The 16,394-nt window shown below is 67.0% G+C and carries 16 protein-coding genes and 2 pseudogenes; 10 read left to right on the forward strand and 8 right to left on the reverse strand.

The genetic code is table 11. The features are described from left to right. The first annotated feature begins 146 nt into the window (after positions 1 to 146). Complete coding sequence (tcuC, locus tag ACFQE0_RS19560; protein ID WP_378975583.1) at positions 147 to 1,367, forward strand: MFS transporter; 1,221 nt, start codon at positions 147 to 149, stop codon at positions 1,365 to 1,367. Positions 1,368 to 1,385: 18 nt separating this feature from the next. Here the strand turns inward: tcuC and ACFQE0_RS19565 are convergent, their stop codons facing one another. Next, positions 1,386 to 2,231, reverse strand: a complete 846-nt coding sequence (locus tag ACFQE0_RS19565) for an HTD2 family dehydratase (RefSeq protein ID WP_378972635.1) — start codon at positions 2,229 to 2,231, stop codon at positions 1,386 to 1,388. Between the two features lie 354 nt (positions 2,232 to 2,585). Here ACFQE0_RS19565 and ACFQE0_RS19570 point away from each other — a divergent pair, with 354 nt between their 5' ends. Next, entirely contained in the window at positions 2,586 to 3,686 is a 1,101-nt protein-coding gene (locus ACFQE0_RS19570; protein ID WP_378972637.1) for an L-serine ammonia-lyase, iron-sulfur-dependent, subunit alpha, read from the forward strand. A 75-nt stretch (positions 3,687 to 3,761) separates the two neighbouring features. Here the strand turns inward: ACFQE0_RS19570 and ACFQE0_RS19575 are convergent, their stop codons facing one another. Together ACFQE0_RS19575 and motA are read right to left on the reverse strand one after the other, a co-directional pair. Beyond that, positions 3,762 to 4,622 carry a flagellar motor protein MotB gene (locus ACFQE0_RS19575; RefSeq protein WP_378972639.1) on the reverse strand — a complete coding sequence of 287 codons (861 nt, stop codon included), beginning with the start codon at positions 4,620 to 4,622 and terminating at the stop codon, positions 3,762 to 3,764. Between the two features lie 130 nt (positions 4,623 to 4,752). Continuing rightward, a complete protein-coding gene (gene motA / locus ACFQE0_RS19580; RefSeq protein ID WP_378972642.1) occupies positions 4,753 to 5,610 on the reverse strand; it encodes a flagellar motor stator protein MotA in 858 nt (285 codons plus the stop codon). 531 nt (positions 5,611 to 6,141) lie between these two features. Between motA and ACFQE0_RS19585 the strand changes: the two genes are divergently transcribed. Together ACFQE0_RS19585 and ACFQE0_RS19590 are read left to right on the forward strand one after the other, a co-directional pair. Further along, positions 6,142 to 6,423: a hypothetical protein gene (locus tag ACFQE0_RS19585; protein WP_378975759.1), complete on the forward strand. Its 282-nt coding sequence runs from the start codon at positions 6,142 to 6,144 to the stop codon at positions 6,421 to 6,423. Further along, positions 6,420 to 7,490 (forward strand): matrixin family metalloprotease, encoded by a 1,071-nt coding sequence (locus tag ACFQE0_RS19590; RefSeq protein WP_378975585.1) that lies wholly within the window; start codon positions 6,420 to 6,422, stop codon positions 7,488 to 7,490. Before ACFQE0_RS19585 ends, ACFQE0_RS19590 begins: the two co-directional genes overlap by 4 nt. A 13-nt stretch (positions 7,491 to 7,503) precedes the next feature. Here ACFQE0_RS19590 and ACFQE0_RS19595 read toward each other — a convergent pair. From ACFQE0_RS19595 to ACFQE0_RS19610, 4 genes and pseudogenes are all read right to left on the reverse strand, one after another. After that, positions 7,504 to 8,334 (reverse strand): annotated as a pseudogene (locus tag ACFQE0_RS19595) (alpha/beta fold hydrolase); the annotation flags it as partial. Between the two features lie 38 nt (positions 8,335 to 8,372). Then, complete coding sequence (locus ACFQE0_RS19600) at positions 8,373 to 8,747, reverse strand: DoxX family protein (RefSeq protein WP_378975587.1); 375 nt, start codon at positions 8,745 to 8,747, stop codon at positions 8,373 to 8,375. 90 nt (positions 8,748 to 8,837) lie between these two features. Further along, positions 8,838 to 9,469: pseudogene (locus ACFQE0_RS19605) on the reverse strand (alpha/beta hydrolase). A 71-nt stretch (positions 9,470 to 9,540) separates the two neighbouring features. Beyond that, complete coding sequence (locus ACFQE0_RS19610) at positions 9,541 to 10,470, reverse strand: ring-cleaving dioxygenase (RefSeq protein ID WP_378972644.1); 930 nt, start codon at positions 10,468 to 10,470, stop codon at positions 9,541 to 9,543. A 112-nt stretch (positions 10,471 to 10,582) separates the two neighbouring features. Here ACFQE0_RS19610 and ACFQE0_RS19615 point away from each other — a divergent pair, with 112 nt between their 5' ends. The 6 genes from ACFQE0_RS19615 (at position 10,583) to rpsI (ending at position 15,757) form a co-directional block, all read left to right on the forward strand. Next, positions 10,583 to 11,497, forward strand: a complete 915-nt coding sequence (locus ACFQE0_RS19615) for a LysR family transcriptional regulator (RefSeq protein WP_378972646.1) — start codon at positions 10,583 to 10,585, stop codon at positions 11,495 to 11,497. 984 nt (positions 11,498 to 12,481) lie between these two features. Continuing rightward, complete coding sequence (locus ACFQE0_RS19620) at positions 12,482 to 13,441, forward strand: PAS domain-containing protein (RefSeq protein ID WP_378975589.1); 960 nt, start codon at positions 12,482 to 12,484, stop codon at positions 13,439 to 13,441. Positions 13,442 to 13,527: 86 nt separating this feature from the next. Further along, positions 13,528 to 14,040 (forward strand): cupin domain-containing protein, encoded by a 513-nt coding sequence (locus ACFQE0_RS19625; RefSeq protein WP_378972649.1) that lies wholly within the window; start codon positions 13,528 to 13,530, stop codon positions 14,038 to 14,040. Continuing rightward, entirely contained in the window at positions 14,037 to 14,633 is a 597-nt protein-coding gene (locus ACFQE0_RS19630; RefSeq protein ID WP_378972651.1) for a CoA-binding protein, read from the forward strand. The genes ACFQE0_RS19625 and ACFQE0_RS19630 overlap by 4 nt, the downstream gene beginning before the upstream one ends. Positions 14,634 to 14,807: 174 nt before the next feature. Beyond that, positions 14,808 to 15,269: a 50S ribosomal protein L13 gene (rplM, locus tag ACFQE0_RS19635; protein WP_238202209.1), complete on the forward strand. Its 462-nt coding sequence runs from the start codon at positions 14,808 to 14,810 to the stop codon at positions 15,267 to 15,269. Positions 15,270 to 15,271: 2 nt separating this feature from the next. Next, positions 15,272 to 15,757: a 30S ribosomal protein S9 gene (gene rpsI / locus ACFQE0_RS19640; protein ID WP_378972653.1), complete on the forward strand. Its 486-nt coding sequence runs from the start codon at positions 15,272 to 15,274 to the stop codon at positions 15,755 to 15,757. Between the two features lie 67 nt (positions 15,758 to 15,824). Here rpsI and ACFQE0_RS19645 read toward each other — a convergent pair whose 3' ends face one another. Beyond that, entirely contained in the window at positions 15,825 to 16,337 is a 513-nt protein-coding gene (locus tag ACFQE0_RS19645) for a hypothetical protein (RefSeq protein ID WP_378972655.1), read from the reverse strand. Between the last annotated feature and the right edge of the window lie 57 nt (positions 16,338 to 16,394).

Below are 16,394 nucleotides of genomic sequence, written 5' to 3' on the forward strand. Positions count from 1 at the left end.
GGGCGGCCAGCCCGGAGTCGCACCGACGCTTCCCTCATGCGGTCACCACCGCCCCTGCGCCCGAGGGAGGCAGCAATGACACAGGCTCACCCGTCGAGCCCAAAGTCGCCACGGTCCTGCGTGTGACCAGCGGCAACTTCCTGGAGATGTTCGACTTCTTCCTGTTCGGTTTCTACGCCACCTACATTTCCAAGACATTCTTCCCGGTCGGCAACGAGTTCGCCTCGCTGATGCTGACCTTCATGACCTTCGGCGCGGGCTTCCTGATGCGCCCGCTCGGCGCCATCTTCCTGGGCGCCTATGTCGACAGCATCGGCCGCCGTCAGGGCCTCATCGTGACGCTCGGCATCATGGCCACCGGCACGATCCTGATCGCCTTCGTCCCCGGCTACGGCACGATCGGCCTGTTGGCGCCTTTCCTCGTCCTGATCGGACGGCTGTTGCAGGGCTTCTCGGCGGGCGTCGAGCTCGGCGGCGTGTCGGTCTACCTCGCCGAGATGGCGACGCCCGGCAGGAAGGGTTTCTACGTGTCCTGGCAGTCCGGCAGCCAGCAGGTCGCCGTGATGTTCGCCGCCGTGATCGGCTTCGTCCTCAACCACGCCCTCACGCCCGCCGACATGAACGAGTGGGGCTGGCGCATCCCGTTCTTCATCGGCTGCGCGATCGTGCCGTTCCTGTTCTACATCCGGCGCTCGCTGGAGGAGACCGAGGAGTTCCTGAAGCGCAAGCATCGCCCCTCGATGAACGAGGTGTTCGGCTCGCTCGCCCGCAACTGGCAGATCGTCCTGCTCGGCATGCTGCTCGTCGGCATGACCACGATCTCCTTCTACACGATCACCGTCTACACCCCGACCTTCGGCAAGACCGTGCTCAAGCTGTCCGACACCGACAGCCTGCTGGTCACCTTCTGCACCGCGCTGTCCAACCTGTTCTGGCTGCCGGTGATGGGCGCCCTGTCCGACCGGGTCGGGCGCAAGCCGATCCTGCTCGTCTTCTCGACCCTGACCCTGCTCACCGCCTATCCGGTGCTGGTCTGGCTCGTCGGCCATGCGAGCTTCGGCAACATGCTGATCGCCCTCCTGTGGCTCTCCTTCCTCTACGGCAGCTACAACGGCGCGATGGTCGTAGCCCTGACCGAGGTGGTCCCGGCGAGCGTGCGCACGGCGGGCTTCTCCCTGGCCTACTCGCTGGCCACCGCGCTGCTCGGCGGCTTCACCCCGCTGGTCTCCACATGGCTGATCGAGGCGACCGGCAACCGCGCCGCCCCCGGCCTCTGGATGGCCTTCGGCGGCGCCTGCGGCCTCGTCGCGACGCTCCTCATCTACCGCCGGGCGACCCATCCGGCCGCCCTGGCGAGCCCCGCCTGACAGGCGGGCCTCCCGCCCTCAAGACGGAAGAAAGGGGCCGCGATCACGCCGATCGCGGCCCCTTCGCGTGGGCCCGTAACGGAGATCAGCGCTCGGCATTCGCGACCATGCAGGCTCCCCCCGCGCGTCGAGGGTGACCCCGGCGAAGGCGTCTCCGTCCCGCCTTCCGGCGACCCGGAAGGTCTGCCCAGCGATCATCGGAGACACGCCGCGATAGCGGATCCTGCGGGGAACCGCGGCCAGGGTCTCGGCGGCGAGGTTGAACAGCAGGCTCGCCTGGATCGGCCCGTGGACGACCAGACCCGGATAGCCCTCGACCTCGGTCGCGTAGGGAAAGTCGTAGTGGAAGCGGTGACCGTTGAAGGTCATCGCCGAATAGCGGAACAGCAGGGTCGTCGTCGCCTCGACCTCGCGAACGCGGTCGGGCTCGCTGGTGATGGGCGATGGCTGGGGCGACGGTTGGGGCGCCTCCATCGGCCCGCCGGGCTGCGCGGCCTCGCGATAGACGATGTCCTGCCGCTCGCGGATGGCGAGGCCGCGTGGCGTCTCGTACTCGTGCCGGACGGTGACGAAGCAGAGGGAGCCCGTGCGCCCCTCCTTGGCGACGACATCCGAAACGGTCTCGCGCCGCACGACCTCGTCACCGATCCGCAGCGGCGCCAGGGTCTCGATCTCGCCGCCCGCCCACATGCGCCGGGGGAGAGGGACCGGAGGGAGAAAGCCGCCTTTGGCCGCGTGACCGTCCGGACCGAGCGAATCGGCGGCGGGGGTTTCCGGCGCGAGGCACCAGTGCAGCGCCAGGGGCGCTTCCGTGTCCGGCACGGGGGCCAGGGCACCGCTGAAGGTGGCGCGGAACTCGTTCACGAGACGGGGCGTGACGAGGTCGCGGACCTCGCGGGTGCGGCCGATCAGCTGCGCAGATGGTCCATATCGAGCGCGGTCATCGGCGGCCCTTCATCGCTTCACGGCCAGGGACGACTCGCCCCGGCGTCACGCGCCGTCCAGATGGTGCATCCGGGATGCAGCGTCGAGCGGCAAGCCCCCTCGCGTGGCGTCCGAGCCATGATGGCGGGGCCACTCCACCACGGGTTGCCGGGTTGGCAGAGCTGGCCGGGTGCATTCCCGTGTCGAGTGCTGGCGTTCCTCCTCGACCTATATGTACGGTCTGTCGCAGAAAGCCGCCTTCGGGGTGGGTCCGGCGGGGAAAGCCGCCACGCCATGATTAGTGCCTTCGATCTGTTCAAGATCGGTATCGGGCCATCGAGTTCGCACACGATCGGCCCGATGGTGGCGGCCTGCCGCTTCCGTGAGCGCATCTCCAGGCTCCCCGGCACCGTGCGCATCACCGCCGAGATCTTCGGCTCCCTCGCCTGGACGGGCCGCGGCCATGGCACCGACCTCGCGATCTTCCTCGGTCTTCTCGGCCACGAGCCCGCCACCGTCGATCCCGACCGGGCGGCCGAGTATGTGGCGGCCCTGGCCGAGACGGGCGAACTCGGCCTGCCCGGCATTCGCTTCGATTGCGCCCGGGACCTGATCTTCAATCTCACCGAGATACTGCCGCGCCATACCAACGGCATGCGGTTCCGCGCCTTCGACGCGGCCGACACGCAGCGCGACGAGGTGGTCTGCTTCTCCATCGGCGGCGGCTTCGTGGAAGAGGAGGGCGAGGCGACGCTGGCGACCCTCGACGCGAACCGGCTCTCCAACAGCCGCCCGGCCCACGAGATCATGGACTGGATCAGCCTCTACGCCCTGGCGGTGAACGAGGAGAACGGCGCGGCGGGCGGGCGCATCGTCACCGCGCCGACCAACGGGGCGGCGGGCATCGTCCCGGCGGTGCTACGCTACATCGTGCATTTCTGCCCCGGCTGCAGCGAGGCGAGGGGGCGCGATTACCTCCTCACCGCCGCCGCCATCGGCGGGCTGATCAAGCGCAGCGCCTCGATCTCCGGTGCCGAAGTCGGCTGCCAGGGGGAGGTCGGCTCGGCCTCGGCCATGGCGGCGGCGGGCCTCGCGGCGATTCTCGGCGGACAGGCGCCACAGGTCGCCAACGCCGCCGAGATCGCGATGGAGCACCATCTCGGCATGACTTGCGACCCGATCGGCGGGCTAGTGCAGATCCCCTGCATCGAGCGCAACGCCTTCGGCGCCAACAAGGCGGTCGCCGCCGCCTCCCTCGCCCTTCACGGCGACGGGGTGCATTCCGTGAGCCTCGATCAGGTCATCGAGACCATGCGCCAGACCGGCCACGACATGCAGGACAAGTACAAGGAGACGTCCCGCGGCGGCTTGGCGGTGAACGTCACCGCGTGTTGAGCGGGACGGGCGCCGGAGGCGGCCGATCCCTCCCATGGCCGAACGCCTTTCACCCTGGCGTTCGGCCTCCTCCTCTCAGCGAAGCAGGTTCGGGGGCGCGGGCGGGCTCGAATTGAGCAGCGTGATCGTCACCCGCCGGTTCGACGCTATGTAGGGATCGTCGGGAAAAACCGGCTCGGTATCGGCGCGTCCCGCCACCGACGAGAAGTTGTCGTTGCGAACCCCGGCGCCCGCCAGGATCTCGCGCACGGCGAGCGCACGCCCGGCGGTGAGGGTCCAGGGTTCGGCGGCGGGCGCCGCGCCCGGGCGCGTGGTGGACGTGTGGCCGGTGATCGTCAGGCGGTTGGGCAACTGCCGCAGGGTGGGCGCGATCGCCTGCAGCACGCGGCGGGTGTGCTCGTAGGGTTGGACGGAGCCGTCGCGGAACATGGACCGGCCGTTCTCGTCCACGAGGGACACGTTCACGCCGTCCTTGGTCGGCTCGATGAGGATGTTGTGCGACAGGCTCGTTGATGTCCGGCAGCGTCTGAAGCGCCTGCCGGAGACTGGCCATGGCGCTGTAGTTCGCCTGCACGCTGGCATCCGGGCGGCTGACGTCGAAGTTGCTGGTGCGGCCCTGGCTCGACGCGCGCGCGCTGTCGCCCCGATCGGCGGAGCCGGTCTCCGCGTCGCTGGGCGTGGACGGCTTGTTGCCCGACTTGTCCAGGGACTTGCCCGCCAGCATGCCACCTGCGCCACTCTGCGACGGCTCAAGGTCGACGGCGCGAAGTACTCCGCCAGACCGATCTTCTGTTCCTGCGTCGTCATGCTGATCAGCCACATCAGCAGGAAGAACGCCATCATGGCGGTCACGAAGTCCGCATAGGCGATCTTCCAGGCGCCACCGTGGTGGCCGTGGTGCCCCTTCTTGACCTTCTTGACGATGATCGTAGCCATCGAATCCCTGCTGAAAATTGGGCCGGATCAAAAGCCGCCGGCCTGACGGAATCAGGCCGGCGGCTCGCGTGATTGTTTGGGTAGCGCGTCGTCTCGCGACGGAACGCCCTTCGCCTCGTCCAGACGCGCCTCAGGCGGGCAGCGCGGCCGTGGCTTCTTCGACCTCGTTGAAGGTCGGGCGGACTTCGCTCATCAGCGACTTGCGGGCGAATTCGATCGACATCACCGGCGGCTGGCCGCTGATATGGGCGAGCAGACCTGCCTTGAGCGAGAGATAGTACTTGGATTCGGCCGCGAAGAGACTCTTGAGCGACTGTGCCATCGGGCCGAAGAAGCCGTAGGCGATGAAGACGCCGAAGAAGGTGCCGACGAGCGCACCGCCGATCAGATGCCCCAGCACCTCCGGCGGCTCCTTGATCGCGCCCATCGTCTTGATCACGCCGAGCACGGCGGCGACGATGCCGAGCGCCGGCGTTCCGTCGGCCAGCGCCTGCATGGCCGACACGAGACGCTCCTGCTCCTGATGGTGCGTCTCCAGTTCCTCATCCATGAGGACTTCGATCTCGTAGACGTTGTTGACCCCCAGCGTCACCATCCGCATGTAATCGCACACGAACTCGACCGCGTGATGATTCGCGGCGAAGGTCGGAAAGGCGTTGAACAGCGTCGACTCGCTCGGATTTTCGATGTGAGGCTCGAGGGCCATCAGGCCCTTCTGTTTCACGAGCTTGAACAGCGAGAACTGCATGCCGAGCAATTCGACATAGCTTTGCTGCGTGTATTTGGGGCCCTTCACCAGCGTGAGCAGCATGCCGGGCGTCGCCTTGAGCACCGGCCCGACGTTGCCGATGATGAAGGCCCCGATCGCCGCGCCGAGGATGATCACGAATTCATAAGGCTGCCAAAGGACCTCCAGGTGGCCACCCATCTGCGAGTAGCTGCCGAAGACGCAGGCGAAGACTACGAGTGTGCCGACGACCAGCCGCATAATCTGCTATCCTTGCGTGGCGGCAGGTACGGCCCATGCGACGCCACCATTGGGAAGCATCGTTTCACCAAATATCTAATTACCTGTTATAAAGAAGGTGGAGTCCCGCCGGTGAGATGCAGAATTAAGATCTCTCCGCGGACATCCGGCATGTCGGCTAAAAAGCTCGCTGACCCTGAAGCCTTATCAGCCATCATTAGAAATCGTTGGATCTTTTCGCACGACCCCGCCGGGCTTTCCGACCAGACCCTAACGAAGTCTTAAGACTCGCTATCGAGCCGGCGTGTGTGATGTCGTCCGCGTCTGCCATCGCTCGCCCCGGAGCGGACGGTCCCGAAACCACCTTCTCGCGACGCCACGAACACGTCGGGGCTAACGGAGAACTTGGCGGGAAGAGTGTCGCCGGGTCGTTGCCCCCAACTCATCCACTGGTTGAGTAAACAGGCAAGATATAACATCAGAATTTGTAAAGACTCGTCGCCTAGGCCCGATACGGGGGCGTCCCCACCCGATTGGGCCTGGGAAAGAGTCATGGCCGATTACGCTCTGCTCGGATGGAAGTACGGCGCCAGCACGACGGCAGGAACGGCGGGCGGCAAGTTGACCTGGAGCCTCGATTCCACGGTCCCGGCTTTCTTCGCTCCTGTGCTGAACGCGGCGTTCAACGACTGGTCGAACTACGCCAACATCCAGTTCGCGCAGACCAGCACGACCGCCTCCGCGACGATCGTCTTCTCGCTGTCCGCGATGGACGGGCTCGGCAAGATCCTGGGCGAGGGCGGATCGTCGTACTACATCGGGAAGGGGGCCTGAACTCTGCCGCGAGCGGCTCCGTCACCTTCGACAAGGGCGAGAACTGGCATGTCTCGGGCAGCCAGGTCGTGTCGGACCAGGGCGTGAACCTGTTCCCGGTCGCCGTGCACGAGATCGGCCACGTCCTCGGCCTCGACCATTACAATGCATCGCCCGCGATCATGAACGCGGTCCTGACGGCCAACAACAAGGACCTGACCGCGTCGGACATCCACGGCATTCAATACCTGTACGGCGCCGCCCTCACGCCGACGACCAGCGCGACGAACACGACATCGGCGCCGGCACCGACGACCGTGAGCACCAAGGCAGCCGTGTCGACCGGCCTGGTCGATGCGCAATACTATCTCGCCGCGAATCCGGACGTCGCCGCGAGCGGAATAGATCCGGCGGCCCATTACGCCAGTTCGGGCTGGAAGGAGGGCCGCAACCCGGATGCCTTCTTCTCGACCAACGGCTATCTCGCCGCCAACCCGGATGTGGCGAAGACCGGGATGAATCCGCTCGATCATTACGACCAGTATGGTTGGAAGGAGGGCCGCGACCCCTCCGCCGCTTTCGACAACGAGCAATACGTGGCCCACAATCCCGACGTGAAGGCCGCCGGGATGGATCCGCTGCTTCATTATCTGAAGTACGGCCAGGTCGAGGGCCGGGCGACCTATGCGGCCATTGGCAAGCCGTCCGACTTCACCCACGGCTCCTTCGACAGCGAGTATTACCTTCTCGCCAATCCCGATGTCGCCAAGGCGGCGCTGGCGAGCGGGGGCGATAGTTTCGCCTTTGCCTTCCAGCATTATCAGTCGAATGGCTGGCAGGAGGGCCGGAAGGCCGACGCATTCTTCGATTCGGCCTATTACCTCGCCCACAATCCGGACGTGGCGGCGGCGGGGATGAACCCGCTCACCCATTACGACCAGTTCGGATGGAAGGAGGGCCGCGACCCGTCCGCCGCCTTCGACACCAGCGCCTACTTGGCCGCCAACTCGGACGTGGCGGCGGCGCATATCGATCCGCTCCTGCACTACCTCCAGTTTGGAGCCCTCGAGGGACGCCACCTCGCCTGAGGGAGCGTCGAGCCCGCACGAAGGCCAGGAGGTCGGCGTTCAGCACGTCGGCATTCACGGTGAGCATGCCGTGGCTGTAGCCGGGATAGGTCTTCAGCGTGCCGTGGCGCAGATGGGTGATCGCCTTGAGCGCCGCATCCGCGATGGGGACGATCTGGTCGTCCTCACCGTGCAGTACCAGGACCGGCACGCCGATGGCCTTCAGGTCGCCGGTCTGGTCGGTCTCGGAGAAGGCCTTGATCCCCTCGTAATGGGCGAGCGCGCTGCCCATCATGCCCTGGCGCCACCAGTTCTGGATCACGCCCGGCTGAGGAGTCGCGCCGTCGCGGTTGAGCCCGTAGAACGGGCCGGTCGGGACATCGAGGAAGAACTGGGCGCGGTTGCCCGCGAGCGCCGCGCGGAAGCCGTCGAACACCTCGATCGGCAAGCCTTCCGGGTTGGCCTCGGTCTTGAGCATCAGCGGGGGGATGGCGCTCACGAGGACCGCCTTGGCGACGCGGCCCTCGGGCTCGCCGTGCCGGGCGACGTAGCGCGCCACCTCGCCGCCGCCGGTCGAATGGCCGATATGGACGGCGTTGCGCAGATCGAGATGCCGCGCCACCGCCGCCGCGTCGGCAGCGTAATGATCCATGTCGTGGCCCGTTGAGACCTGGGCCGAACGGCCGTGGCCGCGCCGGTCATGGGCGACCACCCGGTAGCCGTGCTGGACGAAGAACAGCATCTGCGCGTCCCAATCGTCCGACGAGAGCGGCCAGCCGTGGTGGAACACGATAGGCTGCGCGTCCTTCGGGCCCCAATCCTTGAAGAAGATCTCGGTCCCGTCCTGCGTGGTGGTGAAGGGCATGGTCGGCTCCTGCACGAGGGAAGAAGGGCGAGGCGGGATCAGACCCGGCCCCGGCGGGCATCGAGGCTGAGCGATCCGGCGCCGAAAGCGGCAATCTGAAGCAAGCCGCCGGCCATGGCGACGTTCTTCAGGAAGTGGATCATCTGGTTCTGGTCCGCAAAGGCGGTGTGGAAGGTCACCGCCGTGGCGAGGGAGAAGGCCGCGAGGACCAGGGCGACGATGCGCGTCCGGTAGCCCGCGACGAGCAGGAGCCCGCCCGCGACCTCGACGAAGGCGGCGGCGGCGTAGGACACCTCCGGCAGGGGCAAACCCGCTGCCTTGATCATGGCGAGCGTCGCGGCCGGGGCGGCGAGCTTGCCGACCCCGCTCAGAAGGAAGATCGCGCTCATCATGACCCGCCCGGCGGCGGGCAGAAGCCCCCGGCGGCCGAGTTGGCGGAAGAGGCGGTGGGGGCGAAGGAGGTGGCCATGGTCGTGAGCCTTAACGTCGGGGGTGAGGGGCCGTCAGGCGAGGGCCGGGCGGGGAAGGGTGCGGATCCAGTCGGCGGCGAGGCCGATCTCGGCCTGGGAGAGGCCGTGCCCGGCCGGTAGGACGCGGTGCTCCACGGCGGCACCCGCCGCCGTGAGCCGGGCGGCGAGCCGCCGGGCATTCTCGACGGGTACGATGGGATCCATCGCCCCCGAGAGGATCAGGACCGGCCGTCCGCCGAGATCGGCCTGGGGCGGCACGGCGAAGGGCACCATTGGGCGGATCAGCACCGCACCGGCGAGGGTCTCAGGCCGCTGCATCAGCATCGCGGCGGCGATGTTGGCACCGTTCGAGAAGCCGAGGGCCACAGGTGCGGGAAGGCCGTAGCGACCCTGCGCGGCGGCGACGAAATCGGCGAGGTTTTCCGTGCGGCGGCGCAGGTCGGCCTCGTCGAACACGCCCTCCGTGAGACGGCGGAAGAAGCGCGGCGCGCCGTTCTCGCTCACCTGCCCGCGGGGGAGAGCAGGGCGGCGCCGGGGGCGACGGCCCGCCCAAGGGGCAGGAGGTCGGATTCATCTCCGCCGGTCCCGTGCAGCAGCAGGAGCGGGGACAGGTCGGCGGCGCCGGGCTCGAACTTATGGGTAAAGGCGAGGGCTTGGCTGGACATGACGATCTCCCTGGCGTTGCGCCCTGGGGAAGGATCCGCCCCGCCGGGGAGGCGGGGCGGATCGGGGTGGATCAAGCGACGGCCGGGAGCACGGCCTCGATCTCGGCGCGGTGGCGCTCGAGGCCCGGCGGCAGCTTCAGCGCCTGGCCGAGGGTGGCCTCCGGCTCATCCACGGCGAAGCCGGGCGAGTCGGTGGCGATCTCGAACAGCACCCCGCCGGGCTCGCGGAAGTAGACCGAGCGGAAATATTGCCGGTCCCGCTGCTCGGTGACGCCGAGGCCGTGACGCTCGCGGAGCGCCGCCGCCATGGCCTCCTGCGCCGCGTCGTCGGCGGCTCGGAAGGCGATGTGATGCACCGAACCAGCCCCCTGACGGCCCGGCAGGAAGGAGCCCACCGCCCTCAGGGTAACGTGACGGCCGGAGACCGCATCGCCCGAGTAGCGGGTCAGTGAGCCCTCCCGGCCCGCCTCCCGGAAGCCGAGCACGCCGGCCAGGATCGCCGCCGTGCCCTCGGCCTCCGCGAGCAGGAGCGTCACACCGTGCAGGCCGCGGATCGCGTGTTCGGCGGGGACCTCGCCACCGGTCCAGCCGGGGGCGGCTTCGGCATCGTCCACGCCAACCAGGGCGAGCATCATCCCGTCCGGATCGCGGAAGCGCAGGGTCGGCTCACCGAAGACCTGCACCAGCGCCTCATGGCGCACGCCCTTCTCCACGAGGCGGTGGGTCCACCAGCCGAGGGAAGCGCGGGGCACGCGGAAGGCGGTCTCCTGCGTCTCGCCGATGCCGACCCGGCCGGGGGCCGCGTGCGGGATCGGGAAGAAGGTCAGGATCGAGCCGGGATGGCCCGCCTCGTCGCCGTAATAGAGGTGGTAGGTGCCCGGATCGTCGAAGTTCACCGTCTTCTTCACGAGGCGCAGACCGAGGACACGGCTGTGGAAGTCGAGGTTGCGCGCGATCGGGCCGGAAAAGGCGGTGACGTGATGGAGGCCGGTCTGGGACATGGCATCGTCTCCGTGAGCTGGCGGCGAACCGCTTTCGATGGAGGCAATCTGGACCTTGTCATGAGGTGAGAAAATAGAAACGATGGAAACTCATCGTTTCCGGACTTGACCAATGCGCCTGCCCGACTTCGAAGCCTGGGCCGTCTTCGCCAAGGTGGTCGAGACTGGCTCCTTTGGCGGAGCCGCCGCGGATCTCGGGCTGTCGAAGGGCACGGTGTCGAAGGCGGTGGGGCGGTTGGAGACGCGGATCGGCGCCCGGCTGTTCAACCGGACCTCCCGGCGGCTGGCGTTGACCGAGGCGGGGCTCGCGGCCAGGGACGACGCGGCGCGGATCCTGGCCGAAGGCGAGGCCGCCGAGGCGCGGGCCACCGCCGCCACGGCGCTGCCGCAGGGGCTGGTGCGGCTGGCCGCGCCGATGACCTTCGGCGTGATGCACGTGGCTCCGCTCCTGCCGGACTTTCTGGCGCGCCACCCGGCGGTGTCGGTGGAACTCCACCTCGCCGATTCGGTGGTCGACCTCGTGGGCGGCGGGTTCGATCTCGGCCTGCGAATCGCTGCGCTGCCGGATTCCTCCCTGAAGGCGCGGCGCCTCTGCCCGATCCACCGCTCGCTGGTGGCGACGCCCGGTTATCTCGAACGGCACGGGCGGCCCGTCCATCCGGACGATCTCGTGCGCCATGCCTGCCTCGGCTACGCCTACCTGCCCACCCCGGACCGCTGGCGCTTCCACCACGCGGACGGGCGGGAGGCGAGCGTGGCTCCGGGGGGCCCGATGCGCGCCAACAATGCCGAGGCTCTGGCCCCGGCCCTGCGGGCTGGCCTCGGCCTCGCGTTGCAGCCGGATTTCATGATTCACGAGGATCTGGCCGCAGGCCGCCTGGAGCGTGTCCTGCCGGACTGGTCGCCGCCGCCGATCGCGCTGCATCTGGTCTCGCCGCCCGGCGAGCCCCGCCCGGCGCGAATCACCGCCCTGATCGATTATCTCGCCAAGGCCCTCGTCGCGGCGCCGTGGGTGCGCGGCACCTGAGGGCAACCGGCCTCTCTCCAGGGCGCTCCGAAGGGAAATGCCGCCCTTCACACCCGAAAAGAAACAGATTAACTCGAAATCGACTCAGCTAGAATAAAACCATTCACAATCTTCCGGACGAGCGCCAACCCACGCTGCTCACGATAATTTTTACTTCGTGCAACTTTGAATATGCGCGACTTTCGCAAGGAACTGAGCCCAGCATTCGGCCATGCTCTTTTTTGCGATCAGTCGAAGAATTGCGACCTCACCGATCATAGCAAGCGCCGTTATCACGGAAAGGTTCAGAGACTTTCCCTAGTTTGGCAGAATGCGAGGCTTTTCCAGGAAGCGTGCGAGGCCATTTCATTCACGATGTCAATTTGAATGTGGATCTACCGACGGCGTGTCAGTCTGTAATCGCTCTAAAATAGTCCATCTCACGATCGATGTTGTCATGCACTATTTTTACCCATCTCATTTTATTCTGCATTATTCCATGCGACATGGATGACTAGCATGCTTACCTAAATCAATATCGCAAGCATAATCAAATTATGCTTTGATATATTGAACTAATAGCATGAGCCAATTCAGAATTACCGGAAATATCTTCATCGGATGACAACGTGCTACACTACAAACAACTCATTAATGCGACAAGAAGTCACCGCGATGTGTCCCGGATGTCCTTGCGCATTTTGCCCGTTCATTCATCTAGAAGAGGCCAACCCCGGAAACGGGGACACGATATGATCGGCAAAAGGGCTCTTTGGAGGAACGCCCTGACGCAAGATCAGTCTTTGGCACCCGTCATTCCCGCCGGTACGGCGGGCGAGCTGTCATCATCGCCGCGACAGGCCCAACGACCATGCCAACCCGTTCCCTCATGCGCGTTCAGGCGGAGCCCGCCCCCCGAGGGGAGGGGCCTCACGCTTCTTCTCGTCGCGCAATTTCCTGAAGATCATCGAGGATACGGGCGAGGTCGGGTTCTGGTCGGCCGACCTGCGGTCGGGCGTCCTCGACGCCACGCCGGGCCTCTATCGGATCCTGGGCCTGGAGCCGGCGGCGGAACTGCCCGTCGGCTTCGTGCTCGACATGATCCATCCGGACGACCGGGGGGTCCATGGTGACCAGTTCGCCGTGCTGAATGCCGGGCAGCCGATCAACCGCGAGTTCCGCATCGTCCGTCCGGATCGGACGCAGCGCTGGATCCAACACCGGGGCGAAGTCGCCCTCGGAACCGACGGCCGCCCGACCTACGGCATGGGCGTGATCTTCGACGTGACCGCGCGTCACGATGCGATGCAGGCCGTGCTGCAGCGTCACGACCGGCTCAACGCCCTCGTCACGGTCACGGCGGCGGCCTTCTGGACCACGAACCATCAGGGCGAACTGAACGAGTGCGCCCAGTGGATGAACCTGACCGGGCAGAGCTATGCCCAAACCCGGGGCACGCAATGGGTGGATGCCGTCCACCCGGAGGATCGCGCCCGCACCCTGGCGGCCTGGACCACCGCCGTGCAGCACGCCTCGGCCTACAACACCGAGTACCGGATCCTCTGCGCGGACGGCATCTACCGCTGGTTCAACTCCCGCGCCGCGCCGGTGCTGAACAAGGACGGCTCCGTCCGCGAATGGGTCGGCATCTGCCTCAACGTGCCCGGCCAGAGCCGCTACGGCCAGCAGGGCGTGCTGACGCCCGATCCGGTCGAGCCCGATTTTTCGGATCGCGCGCTCACCGCCGCGCAGGTCCGTGCCGCCCGGGGCATGGTCGGCCTGTCGAAGGAGGAACTCGCCAAGATGGCCGGGGTCTCGATCTCGACCATCGTGCGTCTGGAGGATGCGAACTCCCCCGTCCGTCCGCGGCACGACACGGTGATGGCCGTGCGCCGCGCCCTTGAGCAGGCGGGCGTCGCCTTCACCTTCGACACGAACGCCAAGCCGGGCGTGCGCGAGGCGTGAGGCCCCTGAACGCCCCCCGTCGCGCGTTGACGCCGCGGCGGGGGAGGGCGTAGCCACGTCCGAACACAGGCGTTCGGGAGGGCGGCATGGGGCAGGATCACGACCACGCGCACGATCATGCACCCCATCACGCGCCCCTCGCGGAACGCTGGAAGCACGACGGTGTGCGGGTGATCCCCGGCGACAAGCTCGACGACAACACCGCCCAGACACCGGGCATGTACCGGCAGGCAGCGATCAACGCCGCCCGGGTCGGCGCGCAGAAGATCTGGGCGGGCACCGTCGCGATCCAGCCCGACGCCAAGACCGGCGTTCACCACCACGGCGCGCTGGAGAGCGTGATCTACGTCGTCTCCGGCCGCGCCCGGATGCGTTGGGGCGATAAGCTCGAATACGTCGCCGAAGCCGGGCCAGGCGACTTCATCTTCGTGCCCCCTTACGTGCCCCACCAGGAGATCAACGCCTCCACCGACGAGCCCCTGCACTGCGTGCTGGTGCGCTCGGACAACGAGGCGGTGGTGGTCAACATTCCCGATGTCGAGCCGGTCGAGCGGCCCGAGACCGTCCATTGGATCGATCCGATCCACAAGCACCCATGAGCAGCCCGGCGATGAACCCCGACCCGCAGGACGTCGCCGCGCGGCACGCGCGCTACGCCGATTCGGCCATCCGCGCGATCCTCGATTCCACCAAGACCATCGCGCTGGTCGGGGCCTCGGCGAACCCCGCCCGGCCGAGCTGGATCGTGCTGAAATACCTCCTCGACCGGGGCTACGCGGTCACGCCGGTCAATCCCGGCCTCGCCGGGCAGGACCTGCTCGGCCGCAAGGTGGCGGCCTCCCTCGCGGAGGTTCAGGAGAGCCTCGGCGGAGCGCCGATCGACATGGTCGAGATCTTCCGCAATTCCGCCGCCGCCGGGCCGCTGGTGGATGAGGCGCTGGCCCTCGATCCCCTGCCTCGGGTGATCTGGATGCAGCTCGGCGTGCGCGACGACGAAGCCGCGGTTCGTGCCGAGGCGCGAGGCGTCACCGTCGTCATGAACCGCTGCCCAAAGATCGAGTACGGCCGCCTCTCCGGCGAGATCGGCTGGACGGGGGTGAATTCCCGCATCCTCAGTGCGCGCAAGCCCGTCCTCGCCAAGGGCGGGGTGCAGAAGCTCACCATCGCCGACCGCCGGACCCCACGCTCATAGCGGCACGGTATCCTGATACCGCAACAGCGAACCTGCTCTCGGAACACGCGTTTTTGGCGTTTCGTCACGCGGATTGTGGTTGACCCGCCGGGCCGGCGCGGCTATTGAGCCGCCATCGCCGCCGCGTGTCCGCACGCGGCGGCTTGCTTTTCCGGCACCTGACGGGATTAGGCTATGAAGACCACCTCGCTGAAGCCCGCCGAGGTCGACAAGAAGTGGATCGTGATCGACGCGGAAGGCCTTGTGGTCGGCCGCCTCGCCTCGATCGTGGCGATGCGCCTGCGCGGCAAGCACAAGGCCGCCTACACGCCTCACGTCGACTGCGGCGACAACGTGATCGTTATCAATGCGGAGAAGGTGAAGTTCACCGGCCGCAAGTACAACCAGAAGAGCTACTTCTACCACACCGGCTACCCGGGCGGCATCAAGGAGCGCACGGCCAAGTTCATCCTCGAAGGTCGCTTCCCGGAGCGCGTCGTGGAGAAGGCCGTCGAGCGCATGCTCCCCCGTGGCCCGCTCTTCCGCCAGATCCTCGGCAACCTGCGCGTCTACAAGGGCGCCGAGCATCCGCATGAGGCCCAGCAGCCGCAGACGTTCGACGTCGGCGCCCTCAACCGCAAGAACGTGAGCGCGTGATCATGGCGACCCTTCAGTCCCTCGCAGACCTGAACCGGGCCAACACCGGCGCGGTCGATCCGGCCAACGAAGCCCCCGTCCACGTCCAGAAGCTGGACGCCCAGGGCCGGGCCTACGCCACCGGCAAGCGCAAGGACGCGGTTGCCCGCGTCTGGATCAAGCCCGGCACCGGCAAGGTCGTCGTCAACAAGCGCCCGGTGGAGACCTACTTCGCCCGTCCGGTGCTGCGCATGATCCTGCGCCAGCCGCTGGAGATCGCCGGCCGCGTCGACCAGTACGACATCACCGTCACGGTGGCGGGCGGTGGCCTCTCCGGTCAGGCGGGCGCCGTGCGCCACGGCCTGTCCAAGGCCCTGACCTACTACGAGCCGGAGCTGCGTGCCCCGCTGAAGCGCGAAGGCTTCCTCACCCGCGACGCCCGCGTCGTCGAGCGTAAGAAGTACGGCCGCGCCAAGGCTCGCCGCAGCTTCCAGTTCTCGAAGCGCTAAGTTCCGGCTTCATTGTTCGGAAGGGAAGGGCGGTGCCGCGAGGCGCCGCCCTTTCTCGTGTCTTGGCTCAGGCGTGGACCGCCCGCTCCAGTTCGGCCTTCGACATCTTGGACCGGCCGGAAATGTCCTGAGCCTTGGCCTTCTTCATCAGCTCGGCCTTGGTCGGGCCCTTGTCGGCCTTGCTCTCCTTGCGCGCCTTGGCCGACTTCTCGGCGGCCGCCTTCGGCTGCTTCGAGAACTGCTTGCCCTTCTTGGTGTCGGCCCGCTTCTTGGCGGTCGATTCGGCGTATTCCTTGTCGGAGAGCTTCTCGCGGGCCTTCTTGGGCAGGTAGCGCTCGCCGGTCTTGCCGCTCTCCTTGCCCGACTTCGTGTCCCACTCCTCGTCGGTCCATTGCTGGAGGTGGTTGTCCTTGGATTTCTTGCCCGCGTAGCCGCCGCCTTCCTTCTTGTATTCGGCGCTCGCCATCTGCGCCTTGCGCGCCGACCATTGTCCCGGCTTGCCACCCTTGTCGGATTTCGTGACCTCCTTCTTCACCTTCTCCCAGAGCTTGGGGTCGGTCTTCTTGGCGGTTCCGGCCATCGTCTCATCTCCTTCACGTGCGCATGCGATTGCGCCGTCAAAGCGGAGGCACCCCGG

This window comes from Methylobacterium komagatae (assembly GCF_042661665.1).
Taxonomy (GTDB): Bacteria; Pseudomonadota; Alphaproteobacteria; order Rhizobiales; family Beijerinckiaceae; genus Methylobacterium; species Methylobacterium komagatae.

What these genes read in the sequence shown, in the direction of transcription:
- tcuC (WP_378975583.1), top strand. Translation starts at nt 147, where the DNA reads ATGTTCGACTTCTTCCTGTTCGGTTTCTACGCCACCTACATTTCCAAG.
- ACFQE0_RS19570 (WP_378972637.1), top strand. Translation starts at nt 2,586, where the DNA reads ATGATTAGTGCCTTCGATCTGTTCAAGATCGGTATCGGGCCATCGAGT.
- ACFQE0_RS19575 (WP_378972639.1), bottom strand. Translation starts at nt 4,622, where the DNA reads ATGGCTACGATCATCGTCAAGAAGGTCAAGAAGGGGCACCACGGCCAC.
- motA (WP_378972642.1), bottom strand. Translation starts at nt 5,610, where the DNA reads ATGCGGCTGGTCGTCGGCACACTCGTAGTCTTCGCCTGCGTCTTCGGC.
- ACFQE0_RS19585 (WP_378975759.1), top strand. Translation starts at nt 6,142, where the DNA reads ATGGCCGATTACGCTCTGCTCGGATGGAAGTACGGCGCCAGCACGACG.
- ACFQE0_RS19610 (WP_378972644.1), bottom strand. Translation starts at nt 10,470, where the DNA reads ATGTCCCAGACCGGCCTCCATCACGTCACCGCCTTTTCCGGCCCGATC.
- ACFQE0_RS19615 (WP_378972646.1), top strand. Translation starts at nt 10,583, where the DNA reads ATGCGCCTGCCCGACTTCGAAGCCTGGGCCGTCTTCGCCAAGGTGGTC.
- ACFQE0_RS19625 (WP_378972649.1), top strand. Translation starts at nt 13,528, where the DNA reads ATGGGGCAGGATCACGACCACGCGCACGATCATGCACCCCATCACGCG.
- ACFQE0_RS19630 (WP_378972651.1), top strand. Translation starts at nt 14,037, where the DNA reads ATGAGCAGCCCGGCGATGAACCCCGACCCGCAGGACGTCGCCGCGCGG.
- rplM (WP_238202209.1), top strand. Translation starts at nt 14,808, where the DNA reads ATGAAGACCACCTCGCTGAAGCCCGCCGAGGTCGACAAGAAGTGGATC.
- rpsI (WP_378972653.1), top strand. Translation starts at nt 15,272, where the DNA reads ATGGCGACCCTTCAGTCCCTCGCAGACCTGAACCGGGCCAACACCGGC.
- ACFQE0_RS19645 (WP_378972655.1), bottom strand. Translation starts at nt 16,337, where the DNA reads ATGGCCGGAACCGCCAAGAAGACCGACCCCAAGCTCTGGGAGAAGGTG.